We start from the raw sequence: 11,350 nt of genomic DNA, 5'->3' as shown, positions 1-11,350 counted from the left end.
AGACGGTATTAAATTCAAACCGCTCATCCATGGGCTGTTGCGTGATGAGCTGACGGCGGTGTGCAAAGAGCTGGGGCAGGCGGCCTACCGGGCGGGACAGGTCTGGGACTGGCTGTATCGCCAGCATGTGAAGACGTGGGAAGAGATGAAGAATGTGCCGACCGCGCTGCAGGAGGCGCTGGCTGAACGGTATGAATTGCTGTCGGTCACGCATATGAAACAGGATGGCGAGCATACGGGAACGCGCAAGATCCTGGTGGGGCTTCGTGATGGGGAATGCGTCGAAGAAGTCCTGATCCCGGCCCGCGAGCGTCGCACGGTCTGTGTCTCCAGCCAGGTGGGCTGTAAGTTTGCCTGCGCCTTCTGCGCGAGCGGCAAGGGCGGCTGGATCCGGAACCTTGAGGCAGGCGAGATTGTGGAAGAGTTGATGCTGGCCTGGGAAGAGTACGGCGACCGGCCCACCAACATTGTGTTTATGGGAATGGGGGAGCCGTTTGATAACTATGACGCCGTGATCAAGGCCATCCGGATTATCAATGATGGCAAGGGGCTCAATATCGGCATCCGTCACATTACCATCAGTACCAGCGGGGTCGTGCCCGGCATCAACCGGCTGGGCGGGGAGGGGTTGCAGGTCGAGCTTTCGGTCTCCCTGCATGCCCCCAACAACGAGTTGCGTAGCCGCCTGATGCCCGTGAACAAACGCTATCCCATCGAGGAGTTGATTGAGGCGTGTGCAAAGCATACGGAGGCGACCGGCCGGATCGTGACCTTTGAATACACGCTGATCCGGGGAGTTAACGACACGCCTGAACATGCCGTGCAGTTGGCGAAGCTGCTGAAGACCCTGCCCTGTCATGTGAACCTGATTCCCTTGAGTCCGGTCGACGGGTATGAAGGCCTGCCGCCGCTGGATGGAACGTCCGATATCTTCAAGATTCAGCTGGCTAAAGTGGGAGTCAACGCGACCTATCGGGTGTCAAAGGGTGGCGCCATCGATGCCGCCTGCGGGCAGTTGCGGTTGAGGAGTTTGAAGAGTGAAACGTGAAGCGTGAGATGTGAGACGTGAAGCGCGAGATGTAAGATGTAAGGCGCAAGAATTGCCCTGATAAATCTATTCATTTGCTTTTCATATAAATTCATAAGTTGCGTTTTCGTCGGGAACTTGACGAGGGCCGGAATCGGTGCCATATTCGGGGCCATACGAATACGAGGAGCGTCATTATGAATTCCATGGAGCCCGTCACCGAGTTGAAATCACGGTCATCCCAACTCATCCAACAAACACATGAGACTCAACAGCCGATCATCATTACGCAGAATGGGCGAGCCACAGCAGTATTGATGGATATTCAGGCCTATGAACGCCAGCGAAAGGTCCTTCACTTGCTGAAGATCCTTGCTCAGGGTGATCAGGTCTATCTCCACGGGCGTTACATCCGGCATTCTGCAGCCCAGCAGCACTTCCAGCGGAAACTGGAGGGCATGCAGAGCCATGCCTGACATGTTCAAAATTGTTTGGTCGGAAATCGCGATCTCAGACTTGGACTCCATACTTGATTATATCGCCTATGAAGATTCGGTTGAATCGGCGCAGAACGTGTATGCGAAAATTGAGCTCAAGGTCAATTCTCTGGCTCAGAGTCCCTGCCGCTGCCGGGTGGTTCCTGAATTGCAGGAGATAGGCGTGTCGGAATTCAGAGAGAATCTTTGGGGTCCTTATCGGATTTGCTTTCGGATATACCACCAAACGGTGGTTCTCGTTGCCATCGTGGATAGCCGACGAAATCTGGAAGAATTCTTGGTGGAACGATCGCTCTTGTTCACGTGATTACATAGGATGAAATATTTGTGAAAATGGCCTTGCAAACTAACTCTCGGGCGGTGGCGGCGGATATGATTGCCCGGTGGATGGAGACGGGGGATTTCCCTGACCGCATGATGAATCGCGTCCGTGCCGACCGCGGGTTCGTGATGGAGGTCGTTTACGGCACCGTCAAATGGAAACGTGAACTCGAGTGGGTGTTGAAGCAATGCATGAAGCAGATGCCGCCAATCCCGTTGCGCGCCCACATGATGGTCGGGCTGTATCAGATTTTACATATGGACTCGGTCGAGGCGTATGCGGCGGTCAATGAGACGGTCGCGGCGGTGAAGGCGGTGTCCTCGCAGTCGGAAGCCAATTTCACCAATGCCGTGCTGAGGCGGGTGCTGCGTGAAAAGGCCGAAGTGGTGGCGGCCCTGAATCAGCAGCCGTCCGGTATCCGCCTGTCGCATCCTGAGATGCTCGTCAAACGTTGGATTGCCGCCTTCGGCAATAGCCAGACCGATGCCCTGTGCAACTGGAACAACCAGCGGGCGGCGGTGATTCTGCGCATCAATACGACCCGGATCCAGATGGCGGACTTCCGGGACCGGGTGATGACCGCGGGGATGAAGGTTGAGCCGCATCCCCTGGATCCGGCGCGGTTCTGCACCTTGGGACGGGGCGTCAGTGTTGAAGATCTGCCTGGGTTTGAAGACGGCTGGTTTATGGTGCAGGATCCCTCCACGATCATGGCGGTGGAAATGCTGGCCCCCAAGCCGCAGGAGCGTATTCTGGATGCCTGTGCCGCGCCCGGGGGGAAAACCGTGGCGATCGCCGAGGCGATGGGCGGGGGCGGGACGCTGACGGCCATGGATATCCATGCCGACCGGATGGGCTATCTCCATGAAAACCTGGCCCGGATGGGATTTGCCGGCGTGCGGGTGATTGAGGGGGATATGACGGCCTGCAAACCGGGTGGCGCAGGGATTCCAGACCTGGCGGGGCTGGTCTTTGACGGGATTCTGCTCGATGTACCGTGCATGAATACCGGGGTGTTGCAACGGAGGGCCGATGCCCGTTGGCGTTTTGCTCCGGACCGGCTGGGCTCAGTCTGTGCGACTCAACGGGCCATTCTCGAGGGCGCAGCCACCCGGCTGCGCATTGGGGGACGCTTGGTCTACAGCACCTGCAGCCTGGAAGCGGAGGAAGACGAAGTCCTGATTGCCGGCTGGCTGAAGGACAACCCGAACTTTGAACTTATCCGGGAAAAGAAGCTCTTTCCGCCCAAGGACGGGACGGATGGCGCGTATGCCGCTCTGATCAAGCGGAATGCCTAGCAGCCTCCTGATTACCTCATGGCTCGGCAGGGACGCCTCGCCCTACCTAAGAGGGGCTCTTGGTTTTGGGTAGGGAGAGGCGTCCCTGCCGAGCCGTCTGCGCCACTGCGACATTCCGGCGTCAGGCGTGTCTCTTGTGGTAATAAAAGCGACATATTGTCGCGCAAGCCGTCTTGGTTAAGGTGATGCGCTTTTATAAAAAATAATTGTAACCAATTTATAATAAACAGTTTAAGCGTTTTGTTTTCAGGGCCATTCAGTGTCTTGGCACGGACGTTGCTATTAAGAACGCCGTATTTCGGAAAGAATAAATGTTCGCTATAAATCATGGCGATCTTTTGGAAGGAGTTGGCTTATGGCTAAGGTTTTAGGAATTGATTTAGGAACGACGAATTCATGTATGGCGGTCATGGAGGGCGGCGAGCCTGTGGTGATCCCCAACGCTGAGGGAATGCGGACCACGCCTTCCATTGTGGCGTTTACCAAGACGGGCGAGCGGTTGGTCGGGCAGGCGGCAAAGCGTCAGGCGATCACGAACTCCCAGAACACCGTTTATTCGATCAAGCGCTTCATGGGCCGCAAATTCGAAGAGGTTTCCCGTGAAATCTCGCTGGTCCCGTACAAGGTCGTCAAAGCCAAGAATGGTGATGCCCATGTGCAAGTGGGGGACAATCTGTATTCCCCGCCGGAAATCTCCTCGATGATCCTGCAGAAGATGAAGGCGGATGCCGAGGCCTATCTGGGTGAGAAGATCACGCAGGCGGTCATCACGGTGCCGGCCTATTTCAATGACAGCCAGCGTCAGGCGACCAAGGATGCGGGCCGGATTGCCGGTCTGGAAGTCATGCGTATTATCAACGAGCCCACCGCGGCGTCGCTGGCGTACGGGCTCGACAAGAAGAAGGACGAGAAGATTGCCGTCTACGATCTGGGTGGCGGAACCTTTGATATCTCCGTCCTGGATATCGGCGAAGGCGTCTTTGAAGTCAAGGCGACCAATGGGGACACGCACCTGGGTGGTGACGATTTTGATGACACCATCATGACGTGGCTGGCGAATGAGTTCAAGAAGGAGCAGGGGATCGACCTGACCAAGGACCCCATGGCCAAGCAGCGCCTCAAGGAAGCCGCGGAGAAATCCAAGTGCGAACTGTCGAGTGCGTTGAGCACCGATATCAATCTTCCGTTCATCACCGCCGATGCCTCGGGTCCCAAGCATCTGAATGTGACCCTCTCCCGTGCCAAGCTGGAGCAGTTGGTGGATTCCCTGATTGAGCGCACCATGCAGCCGGTCCGGAATTGCATGAAGGACTCCGGGCTTGCGACCGTGGACGAAGTGGTGCTGGTGGGCGGTATGACCCGTATGCCCAAGGTTCAGGAGATGGCCAAAAAACTCTTCGACAAGGAACCGCACAAGGGGGTAAATCCCGATGAAGTGGTGGCCGTGGGCGCCTCGATCCAGGGCGGTATCCTCAAGGGCGAAGTCAAGGATGTCCTGTTGCTCGATGTGACGCCGCTGTCCCTGGGAATTGAAACCCTGGGCCGGGTCTTCACCGCCTTGATCGAACGCAATACGACCGTTCCCACGAAGAAGACGGAAATTTTCAGCACGGCCTCGGATAATCAGCCGTCGGTGGAAATCCACGTCCTGCAGGGCGAGCGGAAGATGGCGGACCAGAACAAGACCATCGGCCGGTTCCATCTGGATGGGATCCCTCCCGCCGCGCGCGGAGTGCCGCAGGTCGAGGTGACCTTTGACGTGGATGCGAACGGGATTCTGCATGTGTCGGCCAAGGATCTGGGTACCGGCCGCGAGCAGAAGATCACCATTACGGCCTCCAGCGGATTGACTGATGCCGAGATCAAGAACATGGTCAAGGATGCCGAAGAGCACGCGGACGAGGACAAGAAGAACCGTGAGACCGCCGAGACCCGCAACATGGGTGACAATCTGGTCTACCAGACCGAGAAGTTGATCAAGGATCAGGGCGCCAAGATGACGGACGACAAGAAAAAGCCCGTGGAAGCCGAACTGGAGAAGCTGAAAGAGGCGCTCAAGGGGACGGACAATGACGCCATCAAGGCGGCCATTGAAGGCGTCAATACGGTGATGCAGGCGTTTACCGCGGAGATGTATGCCCAGGCCAAGACCCAGCATCCTGGTGGCGGGGCAGAGGGCGCCGGGCAGCCGGGCGCGGAGGAAGGCGCCAAGGCCAAGGGCGGCAAGGATGACGTGATTGATGCTGATTTCGAGATGGTGGATGAGAATAAGAAGAAATAAGGATTTTCCGCGGGGCGAGCGGATCGCTGCCGCGAAATAGCAGAAACAAGAAAAGGAGAACCAAAGAGATGAAGATTAAGCCGTTAGGTGACCGGGTTCTGGTTGAGCCCAAGAAGGAATTGGAAGTCAAAAAGGGCGGGATTATCATTCCCGACAGCGCTAAAGAAAAGCCGACCGAAGGAACCGTGATTGCCATCGGGACCGGCAAGCGCGATGAAGATGGTAAGTTGATCCCGTTCACCGTCAAGGTGGGCGATACCGTGTTGATGCCCAAGTACGGCGGCACGGAAGTCAAGATCAACGACAAGGAATACCAGATCATGCGCGAAGAGGATATCCTCGGCATCGTCGAGTAATTTTTCGGAATAGTCTGAAGTAATAATAAAAGAAGGAAACGAACAATGGCTGATAAAGGCAAACAACTCAAGTATGACAGCGAAGCGCGCCAGGCGATGCTTCGTGGTGTGGAAAAATTGAGCCGTGCCGTCAAGGTAACCCTTGGCCCGTGCGGTCGTAATGTGATTCTGGACAAGAAGTTCGGTTCACCGACCATCACCAAGGACGGCGTGACGGTGGCGAAGGAAATTGAACTTCCCGACCCCTTTGAAAACATGGGCGCCCAGATGGTCCGTGAAGTCGCCAGCAAAACCAGCGATACCGCCGGTGATGGGACGACGACCGCGACCTTGCTCGCCGAAAATATCTATCGCGAAGGCCTGAAGAATGTCACCGCCGGTGCCAATCCGATGAGCTTGAAGCGCGGGATCGACCTGGCCGTGGCCGTGGTGGTGGAAGCCATTGCGAAGCAGGCCAAGAAGGTCAAGGAACACGTTGAGATCGCCCAGGTCGCGACGATTTCCGCCAACGGCGAAGTCGCCATCGGCGAGATCATTGCGGAAGCCATGGACAAGGTCGGCAAGGATGGCACCATCACCGTCGAAGAGGCCAAGGCCATCGAGACGACGTTGGATGTGGTCGAGGGCATGCAGTTCGACAAGGGATACATTTCCCCGTACTTCGCCACCAACATGGAAGCCATGGAAGCCATCCTGGATGATCCTTACATCCTGATCTACGAGAAGAAGATCTCGAACCTGCAGGACATGCTGCCCCTGTTGCAGAGTGTGGCCAAGCTGGGCAAGCCGTTGCTGATCATTGCCGAGGACATCGAGGGCGAAGCCCTGGCGACCCTGGTGGTGAACCGTCTGCGTGGCACGCTCCAGATCTGTGGGGTCAAGGCCCCCGGCTTTGGCGACCGCCGCAAGGCCATGATGGAAGATATCGCCATCCTGACCGGTGGCAAGTGCCTGACGGAAGATCTCGGCATCAAGCTGGAGAGCGTCAAGGTTGAAGACCTGGGCCGCGCGAAACGCGTGACCGTTGATAAAGAGAACACCACGATCGTGGAAGGTGCCGGGAAAGCCGCCGCCATCCAGGGCCGTGTCGCGCAGATCAAGCGTCAGATCGAGGAAACCTCCTCGGACTATGACCGCGAGAAGCTGCAGGAACGCCTGGCGAAGCTCGCCGGGGGTGTGGCCGTCATCAACGTCGGCGCCGCGACCGAGACCGAGATGAAGGAGAAGAAGGCCCGCGTCGAAGACGCCCTGCACGCGACCCGTGCGGCGGTGGAAGAGGGCGTGGTCCCCGGTGGTGGTGTGGCTCTGCTGCGCTGCTTGTCCGCGCTTGACAAGATGACCGCTGAAGGTGACGAGAAGATCGGTGTGGACATCATCCGCCGCTGTCTCGAAGCCCCTTTGCGTCAGCTGGTGGACAATGCCGGTCTCGAAGGAGCCGTCATCGTTCAGGAAGTCAAGAAGCTCAAGGGCACGATGGGCTACAATGTGGCCACCCGCCAGTATACCGACCTGATCAAGGAAGGCGTTCTGGATCCGGCCAAGGTGACCCGCATGGCGTTGCAGAACGCGGCGAGCATCTCCGGTCTGCTCTTGACCAGCGAGTGCATGATCACCGAGATTCCGAGCAACGACAAGCCGGCGCCGATGCCCGGCGGTGGCGGTGGCGGAATGGGCGATATGGGCGGAGGGATGTACTAAGCCTGTATCGATAAACCGTTTATAGAAAACGGTTGACCTGTGTAAACGGGGCGCATACACTGCGCCCCGTTTACTTTTTCTTTTATGGAGGTGGATTTTGAACGCAGAACTTATTGAACAAGCCAAGTTGAAGATGACGTCGGTGCCTTTGCTGGTGAATATGATCTCAAGGCGCGTGCGTCAGTTGAATGCCGGAATGCGGCCCTATCTCAAGCCGTTGACCCCGCATGAAGAGAAAGTGGATATTGCCCTGCGCGAGATTATTGAGGGCAAACTGACCGCTGAGATCGGGTTTTTTGATCCGTCCTCGCCGGGCTCCGCTTCCAGTCATTAAGCTGGAACTGCTTCATGGCGGCCGCTAAGGATAAAAAAGAGGCGGATAAAACCGCCACCAACCGCAAGGCGTTTCACGACTACTTCGTGGTCGAACGCATTGAGGCGGGGATCGAACTCCTGGGCACCGAAGTAAAATCCGTCCGGTCGGGTAATGTGACCCTCACCGGCGGTTATGCGACCATTCTGGCTTCCGGCCGGGTCGTGCTGAATGACGTGCACATCGCCCCGTATGAATGCGGGAATCAGTTCAACCATGAACCGACCCGCCCGCGCACGCTCCTGTTGAACCGCAAAGAGATCGACAAGCTGAAAAGCAAAATTGCCCGGGACGGGTATACCCTGGTCCCGTTGAAGATGTACTTCAACAAGCGCTGGGCCAAGGTGGAACTGGGCCTATGCAAGGGCAAGCAGGATGGCGATAAGCGGGATACCCTGCGCAAAAAAGATGCGGATCGGGAAACACGTCGCGCAATGTCGCGTGACCGGTAGGAACTACGAAAGGATGGCGTTATGCGGAATTTAGGCTGGCCTGAACTGTTGGTGATTCTCCTGGTGATTATCGTTTTATTCGGCGCACGCAAATTGCCCGATCTGGCCCGGTCACTGGGCAAAAGCCTCTCGGAATTCAAGAAGGGCCGGGAAGAAGGCGCGAAGCCGGAGAGCGAAGAGCCCGGCAAGAAGTCTGACGACAAGAAGATCTGACCGGTGCTTTAAAATGGAGGGCGCCGCTCCGTCGGCGCCGATAAAGAGGTTTTGACGGAGCAAAACCCTCCATCACAGCTCTTCTTACAGCTTCACGCCCGGCTGGCGCGCTTCGGAATCAAGCTGCTTGAGCGCTTCATTCACATCACTGAGCCAGGGGCTCTTGGGATTATTGGCAATAAAATCCTCATACGTGGCGCGGGCTTCGGCATAACGCTTCAAGTCCTGCAGGCAGCGCGCCTTCCCGAAGATCGCCACCGGCGCCAGGAAGTGGCCGGGATTTTTGGCGGCAAACTGACCAAACGCCGTCAACGCCACTTCGGTGTTCCCCAGACCTTCGGTGCAGTGAATTTTCCCCAGTTCCGCCATGGCGGCCATGGGATGAGCCGGGTTCTTCGCAAGGAAATCCTGATAGCTGGCTTGAGCGGCCACAAAATCACCATTATCATACTGCGCCTTGGCCATCTGCAACAGCGCCAGCTTGGCCGCGGAGGTGCTTGGATACTGGGAGAGGATAGACTGGAGCGCCTGGGCGTTGCGGGCCTCTCCGAGCATTCTGGAGGCCTTCTCTTCGTTGTTGGCATTGTGGGAGCGATAGAGGATCACCGCAAGCACGAGGATGGCCGCGATCCCTGCCGAAACGAGCCAACTTCTCCATTCGACGCCGGTATTTTCTAAAGACGCCGTAAGTTCGTTTTCGACGGGCAGTGCATGGTTCACTTCATTGTTGTTCGTCATGATGATCAATCCCCAGCATTTACTATGTTTTCATCCCCTGAACACCACCCTAGGTGTGGGGCACCGACAGACAAGCCGGTCAAATCAGGGGGTGATAGTGGCATGGTGGGTACAACGATGGCAATGGAAAAAGGACATGAAAAAAGGCAGGGTCTTTTGTTTTCGCCTGTTTTGACTCTACGGATGCGACGGAGTGCATGCCTAAGCGTCACGTCATAAGGGACCGTTGAGGCGTATTATGTAATTACCCTTAAGTGTATTGCTGTAGTAACGATCAACGGGGGAGCGGTGGGGTACGGGGCATCAGGTTAAGTGACGGTCTATTTTCGGTGAAATTTCCAGACATTCCCATTCAGAGCCACCGCGATTTTCTGCCAACTTGCTGAATTGGAAGTAATCAAAGTCCGCATACCCACTCAGGTCGCTGTTAATGGGCCGCTGACTGAACAAGCCGACTTTGGATCCCATCCATCCGCCTTCTTTGGCTTGGAAGACGGGGCCGCAATCAGAAAATTCTCCATTATCATCGGCCCAACCAAAGCTGCAGTTTGCGTTCTCGTCAACATCAACACGCAAGCGCATCACCCTGGTTGGTAGGGCGACCTTGGATTGCTCGACTCCATTGATCCTGAAGCTCAAGTGGTAGCCCCCGATTGTGCGGTCGAGTGACAAGGTTGCCGATTCTCCGCCGCCAATGACGGCAATCCCGGCTAACTCGCCTGGGCCAGCGGGCTGAAAATCGATACGAGCCTCCACGCTGAATCGTCGGGCCGGGAATTTCTGCATCAGCAAGTGAGGGATGCGACACGGGTCTGTCAGCGCCGACGGTTGTGCGTAAAGGCGTAACCAACCTGGTCGAGCTGCCAGGGAATACCAGGAACCGTCGTGGTTGGCCTGCCATTGCCATTGGAGCCCAAGCCGTTCAGAGTCGAAGGTGTCGCTGGTTTGGGGTATTGCCACGGGAATCGACTTGTCCAACACCGGTTTGGTCCATTCGGAAACGGGTTCACCAACTCCGTTGCCGTCGTAATCTTCTCCCATCCGTGGCCAGTCGTCGTGCCATTCCACGGGTTGCAGGTGGGTGATGCGGCCGAAGGGGCCGGTATCCTGGAAATGGACGAACCACCACTTGCCGTCGGGCGAGTCCACGAGAGCGCCCTGGTGCGGTCCATTGATGGCTGTGGAGCCGCGTTCGAGTACCACTTTCTCTTCATACGGTCCAAAGACATTGCGAGAACGAAAAGCCACCTGCCAGCCCTGAGGCACGCCGCCGCCTGGCGCCAGGATGTAATACCAGTCTTTCAATTTATGGAGTTTGGGCCCCTCAAGATAGGCGTGGTGGGGGGTGTGAATGATTTCCTGTCCTTCTCCCAGCAAGGTGCGTCCATCGGGTGACATAGGACGGGCATGGATGCGCTCTTTCTTGCCTGACCGCGAATTGGCATAGGCATGGAAGAGATAGGCTTTCCCATCATCATCCCAGAACGGACACGGATCAATCCAGCCCTTGGCCGCCTGCAGGAGCCAGGGTTCGCACCATTCGTCGCGCGGATCTGTGGCGGTAGTCACGTAGATGCCCTCGTCCGGCATGGGGAAGACAACCCAGAACAGGTTGTTGTGGAACCGGATGGATGGCGCCCAGACGCCACATCCGGGGCGCACTTCGCGGTAACTCTCGTGCGGTACTTGCCGGATGGCGTGATTGACCAGCGTCCAGTTCACAAGGTCATACGAATGCAGGATCGGAAGTCCGGGAGTGGCTGTGAAACTGGAGGCGACCATCCAGAAATCACGGCCATGCCGGATCACGTCGGGATCGGAGTAGTCGGCATGAATCACCGGGTTTCGAAACCTGCCATTCCCCTGATCCGGCACCCAGGGATAGTTGAAGTCATGCAAAGTCGTTGTCATTAATTTCCTGTTTCAGGTTGGCGCGCCGTTCTTCACATCCTGATGAGTAACGACGCTTTCATGTTTTCCAAAAGTAAGTTGGAGAACAGTTCTTGTCAACTTTCCAGTTAGTTGTGGGCGTTAAGGATCCAGGGTCTATCCATTTGACTTCATAAGCACCTGAATGGCAGAGGGATGACTTTGT

At 56.6% G+C, this 11,350-nt stretch carries 12 protein-coding genes; 10 read left to right on the top strand and 2 right to left on the bottom strand.

What is annotated here, in order from left to right; translation table 11 throughout:
• The 10 genes from rlmN to tatA form a co-directional block, all read left to right on the top strand.
• The coding region (gene rlmN, locus WCS52_19070; GenBank protein MEI6169290.1) for a 23S rRNA (adenine(2503)-C(2))-methyltransferase RlmN at nt 1–1,048 on the top strand (1,048 nt) is incomplete at its 5' end.
• A 176-nt stretch (nt 1,049–1,224) separates the two neighbouring features.
• Nucleotides 1,225–1,503, top strand: coding sequence for a type II toxin-antitoxin system Phd/YefM family antitoxin (locus WCS52_19065; protein ID MEI6169289.1), 279 nt, complete (start codon nt 1,225–1,227; stop codon nt 1,501–1,503).
• Complete coding sequence (locus tag WCS52_19060; GenBank protein MEI6169288.1) at nt 1,496–1,831, top strand: type II toxin-antitoxin system RelE/ParE family toxin; 336 nt, start codon at nt 1,496–1,498, stop codon at nt 1,829–1,831. The genes WCS52_19065 and WCS52_19060 overlap by 8 nt, the downstream gene beginning before the upstream one ends.
• Nucleotides 1,832–1,863: 32 nt before the next feature.
• Nucleotides 1,864–3,144 (top strand): 16S rRNA (cytosine(967)-C(5))-methyltransferase RsmB, encoded by a 1,281-nt coding sequence (gene rsmB / locus WCS52_19055; protein ID MEI6169287.1) that lies wholly within the window; start codon nt 1,864–1,866, stop codon nt 3,142–3,144.
• Between the two features lie 355 nt (nt 3,145–3,499).
• Nucleotides 3,500–5,425 carry a molecular chaperone DnaK gene (gene dnaK / locus WCS52_19050; protein MEI6169286.1) on the top strand — a complete coding sequence of 642 codons (1,926 nt, stop codon included), beginning with the start codon at nt 3,500–3,502 and terminating at the stop codon, nt 5,423–5,425.
• 68 nt (nt 5,426–5,493) lie between these two features.
• Nucleotides 5,494–5,781: a co-chaperone GroES gene (locus tag WCS52_19045; GenBank protein ID MEI6169285.1), complete on the top strand. Its 288-nt coding sequence runs from the start codon at nt 5,494–5,496 to the stop codon at nt 5,779–5,781.
• A gap of 45 nt (nt 5,782–5,826) precedes the next feature.
• On the top strand, nt 5,827–7,479 hold the full coding sequence (gene groL, locus WCS52_19040) for a chaperonin GroEL (GenBank protein ID MEI6169284.1): 1,653 nt from the start codon (nt 5,827–5,829) through the stop codon (nt 7,477–7,479).
• Nucleotides 7,480–7,576: 97 nt separating this feature from the next.
• Nucleotides 7,577–7,813 (top strand): DNA-directed RNA polymerase subunit omega, encoded by a 237-nt coding sequence (locus tag WCS52_19035; GenBank protein MEI6169283.1) that lies wholly within the window; start codon nt 7,577–7,579, stop codon nt 7,811–7,813.
• Between the two features lie 14 nt (nt 7,814–7,827).
• On the top strand, nt 7,828–8,304 hold the full coding sequence (gene smpB / locus WCS52_19030) for an SsrA-binding protein SmpB (GenBank protein ID MEI6169282.1): 477 nt from the start codon (nt 7,828–7,830) through the stop codon (nt 8,302–8,304).
• Nucleotides 8,305–8,325: 21 nt separating this feature from the next.
• Complete coding sequence (gene tatA, locus WCS52_19025; protein ID MEI6169281.1) at nt 8,326–8,517, top strand: twin-arginine translocase TatA/TatE family subunit; 192 nt, start codon at nt 8,326–8,328, stop codon at nt 8,515–8,517.
• 84 nt (nt 8,518–8,601) lie between these two features.
• Here the strand turns inward: tatA and WCS52_19020 are convergent, their stop codons facing one another.
• Complete coding sequence (locus tag WCS52_19020; GenBank protein MEI6169280.1) at nt 8,602–9,255, bottom strand: tetratricopeptide repeat protein; 654 nt, start codon at nt 9,253–9,255, stop codon at nt 8,602–8,604.
• Nucleotides 9,256–9,558: 303 nt separating this feature from the next.
• Complete coding sequence (locus tag WCS52_19015) at nt 9,559–11,166, bottom strand: glycoside hydrolase 43 family protein (protein ID MEI6169279.1); 1,608 nt, start codon at nt 11,164–11,166, stop codon at nt 9,559–9,561.
• Between the last annotated feature and the right edge of the window lie 184 nt (nt 11,167–11,350).

It is taken from the genome of bacterium (assembly GCA_037128595.1).
Lineage (GTDB): Bacteria > Verrucomicrobiota > Kiritimatiellia > CAIKKV01 > CAITUY01 > JAABPW01.
The sequence above is the reverse complement of the archived record's forward strand: the minus strand, read 5'-3'. Positions and strand labels throughout refer to the sequence as shown.